The sequence below is a fragment of the Ochrobactrum sp. MYb379 genome, from assembly GCF_037479515.1.
Lineage (GTDB): Bacteria > Pseudomonadota > Alphaproteobacteria > Rhizobiales > Rhizobiaceae > Brucella.
Map to the genome: position 1 here is coordinate 20,288 of NZ_JBBGYW010000019.1, position 18,660 is coordinate 38,947.

Genomic DNA, 18,660 nt, shown 5'->3' on the forward strand with positions numbered 1-18,660 from the left:
TCGCACGTCAATAATATTGAAACACTATAATCAGGCGCATAAGACTTATTCAAACACCCGCATACGGAGATACCATGTCGAAGCATAAAGGCCTTGTCGATCCTGAAAGCCTACCCTATCGCCCCTGCGTTGGGTTGATGGTGCTCAATAAGGCTGGCCTCGTCTGGGCGGGTCGCCGCATCGTCATTCCGGGTGATGAAATGGACGGCGCAACACAGCTTTGGCAGATGCCGCAGGGCGGTATCGACAAGGGCGAAGATCCGGCAGTCGCATCATTGCGCGAGCTTTATGAAGAAACCGGCATGAAGTCGGTCACTTTGCTTGAAGAAGCACCAAACTGGATCAATTACGATTTGCCGCCGCATCTTGTTGGTCAGGCGCTTAAGGGCAAATATCGTGGCCAAACACAAAAGTGGTTTGCCTACCGCTTTGAAGGTGATGAGAGCGAAATCGCGATCAACCCGCCGCCCGGTGGACACACGGCAGAGTTTGAGGAATGGGCATGGAAGCCGATGCAGGAATTGCCTGAGCTGATCGTGCCTTTCAAGCGCAAGGTCTATGAAGAGGCCGTCAGCGCTTTCCGGCATCTCGCACCATAATTCATAAGCCCTCTTGTGTGCTAAGCCGACTCATTGTCAACTTGGTCATGATGCGTCGTGGACGCCTTTTGAGTGGGAGAAATGCTTATGGATGGTATGAGTCTTCTTGTATTTCTGTTTGTGGGTCTGATTGCTGGCTGGTTGGCTGGCAAAGTCGTGCAGGGCGGTGGCTTTGGCCTCATCGGTAACATCATCGTTGGTGTGATTGGTGCCTTCTTTGCAGGTTGGCTGTTACCGCGTCTCGGCTTTTCGGTTGGTGGCGGTGTGATCGCTTCCATCATCAATGCGTTTATTGGTGCAGCAATCCTTTTGATTATTCTGCGGATCGTCAAACGCGTCTGACGAAATTTTTGCCCGGTTGTCACAATCGGGCGACTTTCTTTCAAAGCTTGGAAAAATGACACCGAATTCAAAGCTGTCGCTCGGTTTGGCTTTAACGGCTGCCGCTGGTTTTGTTGATGGAATAGCCTTTCTGGAATTGGGCGGCTTTTTTGCCTCGTTTATGAGTGGCAACACGACACAGCTTGGTCTCGCCATCGCTAGACAGCCCGATATTATGGGGCGTGTCATCGTCTGGCTTCCGGTCGCGCTGATTGGTTTGTTCTTTGCAGGAGCCTTTCTTGGCACACTTGCCGTTCGTGCTTATGGCCGAAATGGTAGCATTGCAGTAATGGCGATTGTGGCGCTGATACTTGTTCTCGTCTGTATCTTGCGCCGCTTTGGGCTGGAGTTGATCCATCCGGTGTTGATGCTTGCTGCCGCTATGGGCGCGCAAAATGCCGCCGTGCAGCCGATTGGTTCGGCGCGCTTGGGCGTTACTTACGTAACGGGCACACTGTTTAATTCAGCAGCCGACCTTGCGGGATATATGCGCGGAGAGGTTCCGCGCTGGCGCTGGTTGCAACATTTTTCCGTCTGGCTGTCGCTAATGATCGGGGCGGTTTGTGGCGGTTTAGGGCATTATTTTATCGGACTGGATGCGCTCTATATTCCGGTCATTATGATCGCTGCCGTTATGGCGATTTATTGGCGTCTTGGTTAGCTAAACAGCGACTTTTCGCTCTCAACCAGCTCTGAAATTAGCGCCGAAACTGCCGTGACACGCCGCAACGTGCGTGCGGATTCATGATAAGTCAGCCAGTAAGCGCGCCGGATCGTGCGATCTGGGAACAGCGGTATAAGATCGGGATCAGCCCTCGCAATAAACGCGTGAAGGATGCCGATACCAGCACCTGCTCGAACCGCTTCCACCTGGCCAAGTGCACTGGAAACTTCAAAATCCGGCTTCCAGTCGCGGCTTATTTCGGGCGCATAGGCCAGTGATGGATTGACGACAAGATCTTCGACATAGCCAATCAGCCTGTGATTGCTCAGCTCTTCGGTGCTTTGCGGTGTGCCGTGTTCTTCAAGATAGCTGCGATGCGCGTATAGGCCGAGCGTATAGTCCACCAGCCTGCGTGCGATCAGCCGTCCTTGTTCCGGGCGTTCGACGGTAATCGCAATATCAGCCTCGCGTCGTGACAGCGAAAACGAGCGCGGCACGGGAACCAGCTGAATAGTCAGGTCAGGATATTGCTGTGTGAGCCGTGCCAGTCGCGGAGCGAGAAAATTCACGCCAAAGCCATCGGGTGCTCCAATACGCACCGTTCCGGAAACTGCAACATCGGCATTGCCGATATGTGAACGTGCGGAGAGCATTTCCGCTTCCATGCGTTCTGCTGCCAGCAGAAATTCTTCGCCCGCATGGGTGAGTGTCGACCCATTTGTGCGGCGCGTCAAAAGCGTGGTCGACAGAGCCGCTTCAAGCGCTGTCAGACGGCGCGCAACGGTTGTGTGGTTAATGCCAAGTCGCTTTGCTGCTCCGAGAATCTGACCCGAACGTGCAACAGCCAGAAATATCCGAATATCATCCCAGTTCATGGCATTCTCTGCGTGAGCGTGATCTTTACAAAATCGTACTATAAAAAATGCACAACGGATACGCTTTTCAGCGACTTGCAATCATGAATTTGCAGAGTCAAGATGCACCTCGAGAAGGGTGGCTCGTATGTCGCCTTATGGAACACAACAGCTGGGAGGCATTTCGATGCGCACTGTAGGACATTTCATCGGCGGCAAGCATGTTGCTGGAAAAAGCGGACGCACCACAGATATTTATCAGCCGCTTGACGGTTCGGTGCAGGGCACAGTTGCCCTGGCAACCAAGGATGAAGTGCGTGCGGCAGTCGAAAACGCCAAAGCTGCCCAGCCTGCTTGGGCTGCTACAAACCCGCAGCGTCGCGTGCGTATTCTGCGCAAGTTCCTTGAATTGGTTGAAGCCGAATATGACAGCCTTGCAGAACTGCTTGCCCGCGAACATGGCAAGACGATTGCTGACGCCAAGGGCGACATTCAGCGTGGTCTTGAAGTTGTGGAAGTCTGCCTCGGCTCGGCGCATATGCTCAAGGGTGAGTTCACCGACAATGCCGGTACAGGTATCGACACCTATTCGATGCGTCAGGCGCTTGGCGTTGTTGCTGGCATCACGCCGTTCAACTTCCCAGCGATGATCCCGCTTTGGAAAGCCGGTCCGGCGATTGCTTGCGGTAACGCCTTTATTCTCAAGCCTTCAGAGCGCGATCCGGGCGTACCGATGCGCCTTGCTGAATTGTTCATGGAAGCTGGTCTTCCCGCTGGCATTTTCAACGTCGTCAATGGTGACAAGGATGCGGTCGACGCGCTGCTCGACGATCCGGACGTACAGGCCATTGGCTTCGTTGGCTCGACGCCAATCGCGCAGTATATTTATGGTCGTGGTTGCTCGAACGGTAAGCGCGTTCAGTGCTTCGGTGGTGCCAAGAACCACATGCTGATCATGCCGGATGCCGATATGGATCAAACCGTTGATGCATTGATCGGTGCTGGCTACGGTTCGGCTGGCGAACGCTGCATGGCGATTTCGGTTGCTGTCCCTGTTGGTGAAGACACCGCAAACCGTTTGATGGAAAAGCTCATTCCACGCGTTGAAGCGCTGAAAATTGGCACCTCGACTGATAATTCTGCTGATTACGGCCCGCTGGTCTCAAAAGCAGCGCTTGATCGTGTGCGTGGCTATGTTGACCTTGGTGTTGAAGAAGGCGCGAAGCTCGTTGTCGATGGCCGTGGCTTCAAGATGCAGGGCTATGAAGACGGCTTCTACATGGGTGGCTGCCTGTTCGATAACGTCACATCCGACATGCGCATCTATAAGGAAGAAATCTTCGGTCCCGTTCTCTCGGTAGTTCGCGCCAAGACTTACGAAGAAGCGCTCGCTCTGCCGAACGAACATGAATACGGCAATGGCGTTGCGATCTTCACCCGTGATGGCGATGCAGCGCGCGATTTCGCAAGCCGCGTTCAGGTTGGCATGGTTGGTATCAATGTGCCGATCCCAGTTCCAATTGCTTACTACACCTTTGGTGGCTGGAAAGCTTCGGGCTTTGGCGATCTCAACCAGCACGGTCCGGATGCATTCCGCTTCTACACAAAGACCAAGACTGTCACCTCGCGTTGGCCGTCAGGCGTTAAAGATGGCGCGGAGTTCGTCATCCCAACGATGGGCTAACGCCAGACGTTTTTCATGTTGTGCGTCCTCGCTCTGCTGCGGGCGCACGGCATGGCGTTAAGGATGGCGCAGAGTTCGTTATCCCGACGATGGACTAACGAGTTAGTCTTTCTCCAAGTGAGAGACCTCGCTCATGGTGCCCCCGCCATGGGCGAGTTTTTCTTTATCGATCTTTGCAATGAATCAGGTGCACTTTTCCTGAACGCGCACTAGATTACGTCTTATCGAGAATATCAGGAGACGGATTTATGAGCGGAAAAATCAATCAGCGGATCGTCCTTGCATCGCGCCCGGATGGAAAGCCAAGTGCCGACAATTTCCGTCTTGATGAAGCCGCAATTCCTGAGCCGGGTGAAGGCGAGGTTCTGCTCAAAATCCGCTATCTGTCGCTGGATCCCTATATGCGCGGGCGCATGAGTGCAGCCAAATCCTATGCTGCTCCGGTTGAGATCGGTGCTCCAATGGAGGGTGGCACGGTCGGCGAAGTTGTAAAAAGCAACAGCGCGGGATTTCTTCCCGGCGATTTTGTTCTCTCGCATTCGGGCTGGCAGAGCTATGCGGTTGCCGATGCATCAACATTGCGCAAACTCGACCCGAAGCAAGCGCCGGTCACAACGGCGCTTGGTGTGATGGGGATGCCGGGATTTACCGCTTATTCTGGCTTGTTGACCATTGGTCAGCCCAAAGAGGGTGAAACTGTTGTTGTTGCGGCAGCAACCGGACCCGTTGGCTCCGCTGTCGGTCAGATCGCCAAGCTTAAAGGCGCGCGTGCCGTCGGCATTGCTGGTGGGCCTGACAAATGCAAAGCACTGATTGATGAATTTGGCTTTGATGAAGCACTTGATCATCGCTCCGATAATTTCGCTCAGGAACTGGCGTTGGCTTGTCCGAAGGGCATTGATGTTTATTTCGAGAATGTTGGCGGCAAGGTTTTTGATGCAGTTCTGCCGCTTCTCAATCCGTTTGCACGTATTCCGGTTTGCGGTCTGATTGCGCAATATAATCAGAAGGGCGCGTTTGACGGACCTGACCGCATGCCGCTGCTGATGCGCGATATCCTGACCAAAAGCCTGACTATTCGCGGTTTCATCCAGCGTGATTTTGCTGATCAGCGTCCAGCTTTTTATCATGATATGGCGAAGTGGATTGCTGATGGTCAAGTTCGCTATCGCGAAGACATTGTCGAGGGGCTTGAAAATGCCCCAAAGGCTTTCATTTCGATGCTAGAAGGCGGTAATTTCGGTAAGCTCATCGTGAAACTGACATAAGCAGACAATATTCTGCTTGCAGAACTGCCTTCCGGGCATGATGCTATATCGTCTCATCCGGGGCACGAGTCTTTCTTGAAGGCAGGCAGTACATGGGAGAACGCCATCAGGCGGGCATAGGCGAGGGCGGAAATCCGGGACGCGAGCGTCAGGATGAAGCTGAGCGTATTCTTGAGAGGCTTGCGCGTGAGCAAACAGGCCCGCAAGCCATTGTTCGGCGCGGGCTTTCTCGTACAAGCAAACATCTTTCTGCCGTCGATGCTCCTGAAAACGACCCTATCGAACTTTGGGCCACGCGCATCGGGCGGTGGCTTGGTCTCATCATCACGCTGGCGATTATCGTTTGGCTCATTTCCTATCTCATGCAAAGCCAGGTTTAACATGACGCTTTCTGCGCCTTCGGACGCGACAACCGTTATTGTCATCTCAAGCCATGTCGTGCGCGGTTCCGTTGGAAATCGCGCCGCCGTATTCGCACTCGAAACGCTCGGTTTCCCCGTTTGGGCTGTGCCGACAGTGGTGCTGCCGTGGCATCCAGGCCATGGTCCTGCAGGACGCATCGTGCCGCCTCCACAAGAGTTTGCAACGCTTATGCAGGATCTTGAGCGCGCACCCTGGCTTGGAGAAGTGGGCGCGATCCTGACCGGTTATCTTGGCAATTCGGAACAAGCTCAGGCCGTTGCGGGGCTGGTTAAAAAGGTCAAAGAACGCAATCCCAAAGCGCTTTATCTTTGTGATCCGGTGATTGGCGATCAGAAGGGGCTTTATGTACCGGAAGCGACAGCAATCGGTATTCGTGACCATCTGATGCCGCTTGCGGATATTGCAACGCCCAATCGTTTTGAGCTTTCTTGGCTGACAGGTGTTGAGCTGGAAGACAACAAGGCATTGATGGAAGCATCCCTTGATACCGGACCGGCAACGATGCTGGTAACATCGGCGTTTCCGCTGATGACGGGTAGCATCGGTAACATTTTGCTGACGCCGACCTCAGCGCTTATGGCGGAACATCGTTGTGTTGATGGGCCAACCAATGGCCTTGGTGATCTTACCTCTGCGGTGTTTTTGGCACGCAGACTTGCTGGTTTCTCGGAGGAAAAATCACTCCAAAGCACCACGGCAGCCGTATTTGAAATCATTGCGCGTTCAGCAAAGCGCGGAGCTGATGAGCTGATGCTGGAAGCTGATGCATCGAGTTTGGCCACACCAATGGCGATGGTGCAGACGAGGCGGCTGGTTCATCCGACCAAAGGCTTGCGTGCATAGAACTCTCGTAAGCGGCAACGGGTCGCAAGGATTATGGTCCGATGTTTTTTGATTGCTCTGCGTTTTCGATAGGGATAATGGAAAGTCATGGCTGATATTCCAGATTCACTCCTCGCCGGTTACCAAACCTTCATGAGCGAGCATTTCGCGTCTGAAACGGCACGTTATAAGGAACTCGCTGAAAAAGGTCAGGCACCAGAAACACTGGTCATTGCCTGCTGCGATTCCCGCGCCGCTCCAGAAACAATTTTCAACTCTGCGCCGGGCGAAATGTTCGTTTTGCGCAATGTTGCCAATCTTATTCCACCTTATGAGCCTGATGGCGAATTCCATGCGGCTTCGGCTGCACTAGAATTTGCCGTGCAGAGCCTCAAGGTAAAGAATATTGTTGTCATGGGCCATGGCCGATGCGGCGGTATCAAGGCAGCGCTTGATACTCAATTTGCACCGCTTTCACCAAGCGATTTCATTGGCAAGTGGATGAGCCTGATTGCACCGGCTGCGGAAACGATCAGCGGTAATGATCTGATGACACCGACAGAACGTCAGACAGCGCTGGAACGCATTTCGATCCGTTATTCGCTCAACAATCTTCGCACATTCCCATGTGTCGATATTCTTGAGAAGAAGGGCAAGCTTACCCTTTATGGCGCATGGTTCGATATTTCGACCGGCGAACTGTGGGTGATGGACCAGCAGACAGGCGATTTTAAGCGGCCTGACGTTGCAGTTGCAAACACTACTGAGCCAACCGCATAAAACAAAAAAGCCCCGAAAATCGGGGCTTTTCTTTATTCTTAATATGGCGAAGCATAATGCTTGCTTCGCCGTATCTATGATTATTCGTCGATTGCTTTGCCCATGACGGCAATAGCGCGCTGGTAAACCTGCGCAGCATTCCAACCCTGGATTGCGCCGTAGTTTGGTTCACCCGGCTGGTAGCCAGCACCGCGTTTCCAGCCGTGGCCGACGAGGAAGTTTGCTGTCGAGTAAAGCGCGTCAGCCTTTGAACGTGCCATGTCGATGTGACCGCTGCCATCACCGTCAACGCCATATTTCAGAACGTTCGCTGGCAGGAACTGGGTCTGGCCAATTTCGCCGTGCATCGCGCCGACAGCATTTGGATCAAGATCTTCATTGTCGATTAGCTTGAGCGCCGAATAAAGCTGGTTGGTGAAGAAATCGCTGCGGCGGCAATCATATGCCAGCGTTGCGACAGCAGAAAGCGTGTGCTGCTTGCCAAGATAAGCACCGAAGCCTGTTTCCATACCCCAGATCGCGATCAGTGGGCCAGCAGGAACGCCATAGCGCTTTTCGATTGCTGCGAAGAGCGCTGCATTCTGCTTCTTGATCGACTTGCCGCGCTGAATGATGGTGTTTGCGCCACGCTTCTGCATGAACTGTTCAAACGTCAGCTTGAAGCTCTTCTGATTGCGGTCGGCATTGATTGTAGCCTGCGCATATTTGGTGTTCTTCAGAGCGTTGATGGCGCGATTGCCAATGCCGCGCGACTGCGCTTCCTTGACTGTCTGCTGGAGCCAGGCATTATAGCCAGCGCCATTGTTGCCACATTGGGCTGCTTCGACGATGCTTGTACCAGCCATCATGCTTACTGCAAGAACTGCTGCTGCCGTCCATGTCCGGCCCTTGGCAAACAATGCCATACGTATCTCCTTTGGAGTTGATTCTACCTCGGCGCGAATTTGCCATTCTTTACACCGAATGTCATGTCGCAATGAGGCTGAAAGCCTTCAAAGCGGCGCTGCGCTTATAGTCCTTGTCTCATGCATTGTTCAAGTTTTGGTAAATCCAATCGCCATAACTGTGTTTTATAGGCAAAGATGACGCGTTCTGGACTCCCGTTTTCGGGCTTTTGCTTGACATTACGGGCTCTCCGCCTTAAAGCCTCAACCAATCTATCCGCGATCTTCAGAACGCGAGCCACCGACCGGGACCCATTTGGTATAAAACGATCCCGGAGGTCCACATCCGACAGCGCGATGCGCCCTCGGGTGATGTATCGCTTTGGTTGGTTCTTGAACTGGTTTGATCAAAGAACGATCTATCCCGGTGAAGCACTGAGCCTCCTCGCGGATTAAAAGGAAATTAGATGTTTGAATCACTTCAGGAGCGTCTTGGCTCCATTCTAAACGGCCTGACCGGACGCGGCGCTCTCTCCGAAAGCGACGTGGCGGCTGCGCTGCGCGAAGTGCGTCGTGCGCTCATTGAAGCCGACGTTTCGCTGGAAGTGGTTCGTTCTTTCACCGACCGTGTTCGTGAGAAGGCTGTCGGCGCTGAAATTCTCAAAAGCATTAAGCCCGGCCAGATGGTCGTTAAGATCGTCCATGACGAACTTATCGAAATGCTCGGTACCGAAGGCGTTACAGTTGATCTGAACGCACCAGCGCCTGTCGTCATTATGATGGTTGGTTTGCAGGGCTCGGGTAAGACAACAACGACGGGCAAGCTTTCCAAGCGCCTGACAGAACGTCAGCGTAAAAAGGTGTTGATGGCGTCGCTTGATACGCGTCGTCCGGCAGCACAGGAACAGCTTCGTCAGCTCGGTATTCAGACTTCTGTCGATACATTGCCGATCATCGCTGGTCAGACGCCAGTTGAAATCGCCAAGCGCGCCGTTCAGGCTGCAAAGCTTGGCGGTCATGATGTGGTGATCCTTGATACCGCTGGTCGTACGCATATCGACGAGCCGCTGATGGTGGAAATGGCGGATATCCGCAAAGCCGCCAATCCGCATGAAATTCTGCTCGTTGCCGACAGTCTGACTGGTCAGGATGCGGTTAATCTCGCGCGCAACTTTGATGAGCGCGTTGGCATTACCGGCATCGTGCTGACCCGTATGGACGGCGATGGACGTGGCGGTGCTGCACTTTCGATGCGCGCAATCACCGGTAAGCCTATCAAGCTGATCGCCACTGGCGAAAAGATGGATGCGCTTGAGGAGTTTTATCCAAAGCGTATTGCTGATCGAATCTTGGGCATGGGCGACATTGTTTCGCTCGTCGAAAAAGCTGCTGAAAACATCGATGCCGAAAAAGCCGCAGCGATGGCTAAGAAGATGCAGTCGGGCAAGTTCGATCTGAATGATCTTGCTGATCAGCTTGGCCAGATGAAGAAGCTCGGCGGTATGGGCAGCATTATGGGTATGATGCCCGGCATGGGTGGCATGAAGGACAAGGCAGCAGCTGCCGGTCTTGATGACAAGGTTTTTGATCGTCAGATTGCCATCATCGGTTCGATGACCAAAGCCGAGCGCGCCAATCCTGATCTGCTCAAGCACAGCCGCAAGCAGCGCATTGCTAAGGGTTCCGGCACCAGTTCTGCCGACATTAACAAGCTTCTCAAGATGCACCGCCAGATGGCCGACATGATGAAAGTCATGGGCAAAGGCAAGGGCGGAATGATGAAGCAGATGATGGGCGGTCTTGCTGGCAAGATGGGCCTTGGCGGTCTTGGTGGTGGCATGGGCGGTATGCCTGATCTGTCCAAGATGGACCCCAAGCAGCTTGAAGCGCTTGCCAAACAGGCGGAAGCTGCTGGTCTGACTAAAGGCGGCGGAATGCCTGGCCTTCCCGGTGGAGGTCTGCCGGGTTTGGGCGGTCCTAAGCTTCCGGGCTTTGGTGGCGGTCTTCCCGGCCTGCCGAAGAAGAAGTGAGTAAGATGGCTGACGAACAGAACACTGTACCCGCTGAACTTCTCTCTTTGCGTGCTTCCATCGATAACATCGATGCGGCACTCATCCATATGCTTGCTGAGCGTTTTCGCTGCACAAAAGCTGTGGGTGTCTTGAAAGCCGAGCGCGACCTTGCTGCTGCTGACCCGGCCCGTGAGAAGCGTCAGGTTGAGCGTCTGCGCGCGCTGGCTGTTGATGCCCATCTGGATCCAGATTTTGCCGAAAAATTCCTGAATTTCATCGTGAAGGAAGTCATTCGGCACCATGAGCATGCCGCTGCCAATCACAGCGGAAACTAAACAACCGAACTGTTTTAACAAATTGCCCGACAGGGCAGGATAATTGACTAAAGGAAAGAAAAAATGGCTCTTAAGATTCGTCTCGCACGCGCTGGTTCCAAGAAGCGTCCTTACTACCACGTTGTTGTTGCTGACGCTCGCAGCCCACGCGACGGCCGTTTCATCGAAACCGTTGGCGCATGGAACCCAATGCTTGCGAAAGACGCAGAACGCGTAAAGCTCGACGCTGACCGCATTCAGCATTGGATTGCACAGGGCGCACAGCCAACAGATCGCGTTCTTCGCTTCCTCGATCAGGCAGGTATTGCAAAGCGTGAAGAACGCAGCAACCTGACCAAGGGTCTGCCAGGCAAGAAGGCTCAGGAACGTCTTGCTATGGCTAAGCAGGCTGAAGAAGATGCAGCTGCAAAGGCTGCTGCTGAAGCAGAAGCCGCTGCTGCCGCAGCAGCTGCTCCAGCTGAAGAAGCTGCAAGCGAATAATTTTTCGCAACTTGCGAATGGAAAGGCAGCGGAGCAATCCGCTGCCTTTTTTGTTTCTATTCTGCCCTGAAATTAAACGACTGGAAAACGCGCAGTTTTCGTCTATCCTATTGATTTGACGGCTCGCATTTTCGTCAGTGTGCATATGCGAGCATAGAGTTTTACAGCGCTGAAAAAGCGCCCTGTTCAGGAGAATACCATGTCGGCTGTAACGGCTATTCGTGCGTTTTCATTCCGTCGCATTTTCGTTGCCCTGGGTTTGGCTGTTTTGGTGCCGCTGCTTTCGGCGTGCGGTTTCAACACAATTCCAACCAATGATGAGAAGGCGAAAGCCGCATGGAGCGAAGTGCAGAACCAGTATCAGCGCCGCGCTGATCTGGTGCCCAATCTGGTAGAAACCGTGAAGGGCTATGCGGCACACGAAAAGGAAACGCTGGAAGCCGTGATCGAAGCGCGCGCCAAGGCGACGCAAGTGCAGATTACGCCGGAGACATTGAACAATCCTGAACTCTTCAAGCAGTTTCAGGACAATCAGGCAAACCTCACCAGCGCGCTTTCGCGCCTGATGGTGGTGGTGGAGCGTTATCCTGATCTGAAGGCCAATCAGAACTTCCTAGCGCTGCAATCGCAGCTGGAAGGGACGGAAAACCGTATCGCTGTGGCCCGACGCGATTATATTGAAGCGGTCCGCGTCTATAATACATCGATCCGCACTATGCCGACGATGATCTGGACATGGATCTGGTATCGCGATGCTGCACCAATGCAGACATTCAGTGCCGATGCGTCAAGCCAGAGCGCACCACAGGTCAAATTTTAAAAACGGATCGGGCGACCCGTGGCAGCTTTGCTCCCCATGCGTGATGCGGTGGTTCGTGGTCTGAATGGACCACGATTGCTTGCAGCGTTTCTGCTTTTCCTGTTTGCAAGTTTTGTTGCGGTCGGCGCGAATGCGCAGGATGCGGCAAAGCCGACACAGGCACTGACAGGTCGTGTGGTTGATGCGGCCGGGATTATCGATCCGTCGCAGCTACAGCAACTCAAGCAGAAGTTGGCCGATTTTGAAGCAAAGTCGTCCGATCAGGTTGTTGTGGTAACGCTGCCGAGTCTCAATGGCGAAGACATCGAAAGCTATTCAAACCGCCTGTTTCGCGCATGGGCATTGGGGCAAAAGCAGGAGAATAACGGTATCCTGCTTGTGGTGGCTCCTAATGATCGCAAGGTGCGTATCGAGGTCGGATATGGTCTTGAAGGCACGATGACTGACGCGCTGTCGAGCGTTATCATCAATGGCACGATAATTCCGGAGTTCCGCAGCGGTAATTTTTCCGAAGGAATCGTGCAGGGCGTCGATGGCATTTTGTCGGTGTTATCAGGCGATGGCGCGGAACTCGAAGCGCGTGCCAAGCGGAATGTTCAGACCAGTTCTGGTTCCGATGACATCGACTGGATCTTTGTGATCTTCATCATTTTCTGGGCTGTGATCTTCTTTGGCGGCTTTGGCATGGCGATCCTGACACCGATTTTTGGTCAAAAGATCGGACCCGGCAAATATCGCTGGCTCGGTATGGTGATGGATTTCAACTCAAGAGGCGGCTCAGGCGGTGGTCGGTCTTCGGGTGGGGGCTGGTCATCTGGCGGTAGCAGCGGTGGTGGCGGGTTCTCCGGCGGTGGCGGTTCATCAGGTGGCGGCGGTGCCTCAGGAAGCTGGTAGGGAAAAGTTTTATGAGTGATAAAAACCTTATCAGCGAACAGGATCACGAGCGCATTGCAGTGGCTATCCGTGCGGCGGAAGCCAATACGAGTGGTGAAATCTACGCAGTGCTGGCGCGCACCAGTGATGACTATTTCTTTGCAGCGGGTTTTGTTGCGACCTGCGGTATTCTGCTTGCTTCGGTTATCATGGCTTTTCTCGCGCATTGGTATTGGTTTGACATTAGCCTACCAATGTTTGGCCTTGCCATACTTGCGGCGTTTGCCACAGCGATGGCGCTGCTCTGGTTTGTGCCGACAGTGCGGATGCTGCTGGTGCCGCGTCGCATTCGCTACAAGCGCGCACATCTCAATGCTTTGCAGCAGTTTCTGGCGCGCAATGTCCATATCACCGAACATCGCACCGGCATCCTGTTGTTTGTATCGATGGCTGAACATTATGCAGAAGTGATTGCCGATGCGGGTATTCATGCGCGGGTTGAGCAGGACGAATGGAACAGCATCGTTGCCACGCTGACCCATCATGCATCACGCTCGGAAGTGGCCGAAGGCTTTGTGTTGGCGATTGGCCAGGCAGGCGATTTGCTGGAGAAAAATTTCCCGGCAGGCGCGCATAATGTCAATGAATTGGATGACCATCTCATCGAACTTTAAGGGCCGTTAACAGCATCAGATTCGGCCATGATTTGTGGCGAAATTTAGCTTTTGTGACGCTTACGTAAAGAAGCTGTGTCATTTCCGTACAGCCTCAACGGCACATTCTGAAATTTTTCAAAAGCTTTCCGAAGTTTTGTTCCAATTTAAATGGATTAGATGCGAATTTTCTGACTTTCACGGAAATATTTGGTTGTTTTCAACGATTTGTCATCGAAACGAGTGGGCAATCTGCTAGTTTGGCGCGCATTGCCATCATGACAGGAGTATCCGACGTGACTGCAAAGCAGGATCGGTCGAGCAAAATCAAGGGTTCCAAGGCAGCCAAGGAGGAGAAGAAGGGAGGAAAGTCGAAGACGCTAACCGCATTTTCGCAGCTTCTTTTCGAATGGGCACCGCCCGAAGATCTCGCGGCTTATGATGCCGCAGCGCTCGATAAATCTGCCCAGTATGGCTTTGAAGCGCTTGAATCCTATCGCAAGGGTAAGAGCATTATCAGCGTCGATAACAGTATCGAACGCCATGGCCGTCCTGTCAGCGTCATTACCATCGTCAATGACAACATGCCGTTCCTGCTTGACTCGATCATGGGTGAGCTGAACGATCATGTCAGCCAGATTTTCATGGTTGTTCACCCGGTTCTCGATATTGAGCGGGAAAAAGATGGCCTGACTATTTTGGGCGAAGCATCGCAGCTCGCACCTGCTAAGGGCGTCGAGCGCGTCAGTCTTGTGCAGATTCACCTGCCACTGCTCGATAAGCAGGCCAAGGCCGATCTGACTGCTGCAATCAAGCGTGTGCTTGGACAGGTTCGTTCAGCCGTCAGCGACTGGAAGCCGATGATCAAGCGCCTCGATGTGGCGATTGATGATTACAAACGCGTTCAGAAACTCACACTTGATCCGGCCATGCCGGAAGCAATCGCTTTTCTTGAATGGCTGCGTGATAACCGCTTCATCTTCCTCGGAATGCGCGAACTGACCTTCAAGGGCAAGGGCGACAAGCGTGATCTGGTTCCGAATAAGGAAACGCTTGGCATTCTCAATGACGGCGAAGTCCGCGTTCTGCGTAAGGACGATGATGACAAGGCGACGCCACGCGAAATCACAGACTTCCTCGACGGCAGTGAACCGCTGATCGTAACCAAGGCGAACTCGCTTTCGCTTATACATCGCCGGTCTTATCTCGATTATGTTGGCGTGAAGATTTTCGGGCCAAATGGCGAAGCCATTGGTGAGCTTCGTGTCGTCGGTCTGTTTACTTCCGTTGCTTATACAAGCTCTGTTGCCGGCATCCCGTTCATCCGTTCAAAGGCTGATGCGGTCATTAAGCATCTTGGCTTTAACCGCGAAGACCATTCGGGTAAGGCGCTTATCAACGTGCTGGAAGAATATCCGCGCGATGAGCTTTTCCAGATTGATACGGAAAGCCTGACAGCCAATGCAGAACTTATTCTGGCATTGGGCGAACGTCCGCGTGTGCGCGCTGTTCCACGTCTGGATCGCTTTGGCCGTTTTGCCACCGTACTCGTTTACATTCCGCGCGACCGTTACGATTCTGTTGTGCGTGAAAAGATCGGTCGTTATCTGGTTGATATTTATAGCGGCGACAGCTTCGAATTCCATCCGGTGTTCTTGCAGAACGGCTTGACGCGTGTGCAGTTCGTCATCCGTCGTCATGAGCGTTCAACGCCGCATGTGAATCGCGATGCGCTGGAAGAAGAAGTGCGTTCGATCGTTCGTACATGGGACGATGCCGTGCGTGAAAGCGCGGATAGCGCTGATGCGAAGACTGTCGCACTCGCTTCAAGCTTCCCGCAATCCTATCGTGAAATCTTCACAGCTCCGGAAGCGCTTATCGATGCGCAGCGTATTGCTGGTCTGAGTGCAGAAGCTCCGCTGTTTGTGGACTTCTATCGCTATCGTACTGATGGACCGGATGCAGTTTCGCTGAAGATCTATCATCATGGTGCGCCGGTTGTGCTGTCGCAGCGTGTGCCGCTTCTTGAAAACATGGGCTTCCGTGTGGTTAGCGAGCAGACGATTGATCTTCCATTAGCCGGCAAAGACGGCGCTGCCGTTTACGTACACGACATGCAGCTCGTAAATGCTTATGGCGCGCCGGTCGATTTGTCCGACGATGGCGAGATGCTGGAAGATGTGTTCCGCACTGTGTGGGACGGTCTCGCTGACAATGATGCTTATAATGCGCTGGTGCAGACTGCACGTTTGAGCGCACGTCAGATCATGATCCTGCGCGCCTATGGTCGTTATCTACAACAGGCGGGTATTGCTTATTCGCAGGGCTTTATCGCGGCAGCATTAAATCGCTATCCAGAAATCGCTAACGATCTCTATTCGCTGTTTGATCTGCGTTTCAACCCATCGGCTAAGCGTCGCGATGCTGCTGAAACCAAACTTGTTGATGCAATTGAAACCGCACTTCTCGGCGTACCAAGCATTGATGATGACCAGATTCTGCGTCGTTTCCGCAATCTGATCGAAGCAACGCTGCGCACCAATGCCTATCAGCCTGATGGCGAGGGCAACCCACGCGTAACATTCGCGTTCAAGCTCAATCCGCGGCTTGTCGAAGGTCTGCCTGATCCGCGCCCTTATCGCGAAATCTTCGTTTATGGCCCTGAAGTTGAAGGCGTACATCTACGCTTTGGCGCTGTTGCACGTGGTGGTCTGCGCTGGTCGGACCGCGCACAGGATTATCGCACAGAAGTCCTGGGTCTCGTAAAAGCACAGCAGGTTAAGAATGCGGTGATCGTGCCGGTTGGTGCCAAGGGTGGCTTCTATCCGAAGCGTCTGCCGGTTGGCGGTGATCGCAATGCAGTGTTTGAAGCCGGTCGTGACGCTTACAAGGTGTTTATCTCGACGCTTCTCTCCGTCACTGACAATATCCATGACAATGATGTTGTACCGCCTGTCGATGTTGTTCGTCACGATAAGGATGATCCTTATTTCGTAGTTGCTGCTGACAAGGGCACGGCGACATTCTCCGATACGGCGAATGCGATCAGCCAGGCGCATGACTTCTGGCTTGATGATGCTTTCGCATCGGGCGGTTCTGCTGGTTACGATCATAAGGGTATGGCCATCACCGCGCGCGGTGCGTGGGAAGCCGTGAAGCGGCATTTCCGTGAACTCGACACAGACATTCAGATGGAGCCGTTCACGGTTGCTGGTGTGGGTGATATGTCGGGCGACGTGTTCGGCAATGGTATGCTGTTGTCTGAGCAGATCAGGTTGGTTGCAGCATTCGATCATCGCGACATCTTCATCGATCCAAACCCGGTCCCTGCTGACGGCTTTGCAGAGCGTAAGCGTTTGTTCGATCTCCCACGCTCGAGCTGGCAGGATTATGATCGCTCGAAGCTGTCGGAAGGTGGTGGCGTCTATAGCCGTAGCCAAAAGACGATCACACTTTCAGCGGAAGCAGCCAAGGCCATCGGACTTGGCAAAACCACTGCTTCGCCGCAAGAAATCATGACGACGATCCTGAAAGCGCAGGTCGATCTTCTGTGGTTCGGTGGTATCGGCACTTATATTCGCTCGACTGCTGAGACCGATGCGCAGGTTGGTGATCGAGCCAATGATGCAATCCGCATCACGGGTTCGGAAGTGCGTGCACGGGTAATCGGCGAAGGTGCAAATCTTGGCCTGACGCAGCGCGGACGTATCGAATATGCGCTGACCGGCGGTCGCAACAATACCGATGCTATCGACAACTCGGCAGGTGTGAATTGCTCTGACGTTGAGGTTAACATCAAGATTGCACTGGCTGCTGCCATGCGTTCCGGTAAATTGAAGCGTCCTGCGCGCGACAAGCTGCTGGTTAGTATGACTGACGATGTGTCAGAACTGGTGTTGCGCAACAACTATCTCCAGCCGCTTGCATTGTCTTTGAGCGAACTCCATGGTCTTACCGAGCTGCCTTACCAGGCACGCTTCATGGCCGAACTTGAAGCCCGTAAGCTATTGGACCGCAAGGTCGAATACCTGCCTTCGGATGCGGTGCTCAATGATCGTCAGAAATCCGGCCAGCCGCTGACGCGTCCAGAACTCGCGGTTCTGCTCGCTTATGCCAAGCTGTCGCTGTCGGACGATGTGGTTGCAAGCAAACTGCCTGATGAGCCATATTTTGAGCAGCTGCTGTTTGGTTATTTCCCGAAGCGTATGGTCAAAACCTATGCTGAGGAAATTTCAAACCATCGTCTGAAGCGCGAAATCGTTGCTACTTTGCTGGCTAACGATATCATTAATCGCGGCGGTATCACCTTTATCAGCCGTCTGGCCGACACGACCGGCAAGTCGCCTGCCGATATCGTCCGCGCTTATGTAGCTGTGCGTGATGGCTTTGAGATCGATGCGATCTATGACGCGATTGATGCGCTCGACAACAAAGTTGCTGGCGATGTGCAGAACCAGTTCTATCATCTGGTTGGCGAAATGCTGCTGGCAACGACAGCATGGGTACTGCGCAACGACACAACGCGTGCAAACCTAACGGAACTGGTGAACACCATCACCACTGCTCGTGCAGCGCTTGAGCCACGCTTCGATGGTCTGATGCCGGATTACCTCATTGAGGCCGTTCAGTCTGACAAGGCAGCCTTTGTTGAAAAGGGTGCGCCAGAGAAGCTTGCACAGCGTCTGGCCAATCTACAGCTTGCAGGCATCATGCCGGATATTGCGTTGATTGCACATCTGGCCAATGCTGATCTGGTGGCAACCGCCAAGGCATATTTCGGCGTTTCGGAAGCTTTCCGCATTGGACGTATCGAAGAAGCGGCCCGCACCATTCCTGTCACCGACTATTATGACGGACTGGCGCTGTCGCGTGCGAGCGATACGATCACGCAGGCAGCTCGTGGTATCACGATTGCGGCACTCAAGAAGTATGGCAAGGACAATGACGCGGCAGCGGCATGGTTCGCAGAAGATGCGGCGCGTATTGATCAGGTCCGAAATCGTATGGTTGCATTGACTGAGGGCGGTGATCTCACCGTCTCACGTCTCGCTGTTGCAGCCGGACTTATGTCAGACTTGACGCAATAAGATACGATTAACCGCTATTGAAAAGGGCAGCTCAGGCTGCC

At 53.5% G+C, this 18,660-nt stretch carries 17 protein-coding genes; 15 read left to right on the top strand and 2 right to left on the bottom strand.

All coding sequences use genetic code 11. The annotated features are described in order from the left end of the window. Positions 1–74 precede the first annotated feature (74 nt). The 3 genes from WH356_RS21505 to WH356_RS21515 all read left to right on the top strand — a co-directional run bounded on the left by WH356_RS21505 (position 75) and on the right by WH356_RS21515 (position 1,641). On the top strand, positions 75–599 hold the full coding sequence (locus WH356_RS21505) for an RNA pyrophosphohydrolase (protein WP_339514515.1): 525 nt from the start codon (positions 75–77) through the stop codon (positions 597–599). An 87-nt stretch (positions 600–686) separates the two neighbouring features. Further along, a complete protein-coding gene (locus tag WH356_RS21510) occupies positions 687–941 on the top strand; it encodes a GlsB/YeaQ/YmgE family stress response membrane protein (RefSeq protein ID WP_339514517.1) in 255 nt (84 codons plus the stop codon). Positions 942–996: 55 nt separating this feature from the next. Next, the gene (locus tag WH356_RS21515) at positions 997–1,641 is read left to right on the top strand and encodes a YoaK family protein (RefSeq protein ID WP_339514519.1); all 645 of its coding nucleotides are present in this window, start codon (positions 997–999) and stop codon (positions 1,639–1,641) included. Here WH356_RS21515 and WH356_RS21520 read toward each other — a convergent pair. Further along, a complete protein-coding gene (locus WH356_RS21520; protein ID WP_339514521.1) occupies positions 1,638–2,519 on the bottom strand; it encodes a LysR family transcriptional regulator in 882 nt (293 codons plus the stop codon). The genes WH356_RS21515 and WH356_RS21520 overlap by 4 nt on opposite strands. 166 nt (positions 2,520–2,685) lie before the next feature. Here WH356_RS21520 and WH356_RS21525 point away from each other — a divergent pair, with 166 nt between their 5' ends. The 5 genes from WH356_RS21525 (at position 2,686) to WH356_RS21545 (ending at position 7,475) form a co-directional block, all read left to right on the top strand. Further along, positions 2,686–4,182, top strand: coding sequence for a CoA-acylating methylmalonate-semialdehyde dehydrogenase (locus WH356_RS21525; protein WP_339514523.1), 1,497 nt, complete (start codon positions 2,686–2,688; stop codon positions 4,180–4,182). A gap of 248 nt (positions 4,183–4,430) precedes the next feature. Beyond that, positions 4,431–5,450 (top strand): NADP-dependent oxidoreductase, encoded by a 1,020-nt coding sequence (locus WH356_RS21530; protein ID WP_339514525.1) that lies wholly within the window; start codon positions 4,431–4,433, stop codon positions 5,448–5,450. 92 nt (positions 5,451–5,542) lie between these two features. Then, positions 5,543–5,830: a hypothetical protein gene (locus WH356_RS21535; RefSeq protein ID WP_339514527.1), complete on the top strand. Its 288-nt coding sequence runs from the start codon at positions 5,543–5,545 to the stop codon at positions 5,828–5,830. A 1-nt stretch (position 5,831) separates the two neighbouring features. Then, positions 5,832–6,716, top strand: a complete 885-nt coding sequence (gene pdxY / locus WH356_RS21540; protein WP_339514529.1) for a pyridoxal kinase PdxY — start codon at positions 5,832–5,834, stop codon at positions 6,714–6,716. 87 nt (positions 6,717–6,803) lie between these two features. Beyond that, positions 6,804–7,475: a carbonic anhydrase gene (locus WH356_RS21545; protein ID WP_339514531.1), complete on the top strand. Its 672-nt coding sequence runs from the start codon at positions 6,804–6,806 to the stop codon at positions 7,473–7,475. An 80-nt stretch (positions 7,476–7,555) separates the two neighbouring features. Here the strand turns inward: WH356_RS21545 and WH356_RS21550 are convergent, their stop codons facing one another. Then, a complete protein-coding gene (locus tag WH356_RS21550; RefSeq protein WP_339514533.1) occupies positions 7,556–8,380 on the bottom strand; it encodes a lytic murein transglycosylase in 825 nt (274 codons plus the stop codon). 446 nt (positions 8,381–8,826) lie between these two features. Here WH356_RS21550 and ffh point away from each other — a divergent pair, with 446 nt between their 5' ends. The 7 genes from ffh (at position 8,827) to WH356_RS21585 (ending at position 18,619) form a co-directional block, all read left to right on the top strand. Further along, positions 8,827–10,389: a signal recognition particle protein gene (gene ffh / locus WH356_RS21555; RefSeq protein WP_339514535.1), complete on the top strand. Its 1,563-nt coding sequence runs from the start codon at positions 8,827–8,829 to the stop codon at positions 10,387–10,389. 5 nt (positions 10,390–10,394) lie between these two features. Next, positions 10,395–10,706, top strand: coding sequence for a chorismate mutase (locus WH356_RS21560; protein WP_339514537.1), 312 nt, complete (start codon positions 10,395–10,397; stop codon positions 10,704–10,706). A 63-nt stretch (positions 10,707–10,769) separates the two neighbouring features. After that, positions 10,770–11,186: a 30S ribosomal protein S16 gene (gene rpsP, locus WH356_RS21565; RefSeq protein ID WP_250041261.1), complete on the top strand. Its 417-nt coding sequence runs from the start codon at positions 10,770–10,772 to the stop codon at positions 11,184–11,186. 199 nt (positions 11,187–11,385) lie between these two features. Then, entirely contained in the window at positions 11,386–12,006 is a 621-nt protein-coding gene (locus WH356_RS21570) for a LemA family protein (protein ID WP_250041259.1), read from the top strand. 36 nt (positions 12,007–12,042) lie between these two features. After that, positions 12,043–12,900: a TPM domain-containing protein gene (locus tag WH356_RS21575; RefSeq protein WP_421566194.1), complete on the top strand. Its 858-nt coding sequence runs from the start codon at positions 12,043–12,045 to the stop codon at positions 12,898–12,900. A gap of 11 nt (positions 12,901–12,911) precedes the next feature. Beyond that, entirely contained in the window at positions 12,912–13,553 is a 642-nt protein-coding gene (locus WH356_RS21580; RefSeq protein ID WP_339514542.1) for a TPM domain-containing protein, read from the top strand. 275 nt (positions 13,554–13,828) lie between these two features. Continuing rightward, positions 13,829–18,619: an NAD-glutamate dehydrogenase gene (locus WH356_RS21585; protein ID WP_339514612.1), complete on the top strand. Its 4,791-nt coding sequence runs from the start codon at positions 13,829–13,831 to the stop codon at positions 18,617–18,619. Positions 18,620–18,660: the final 41 nt, after the last annotated feature.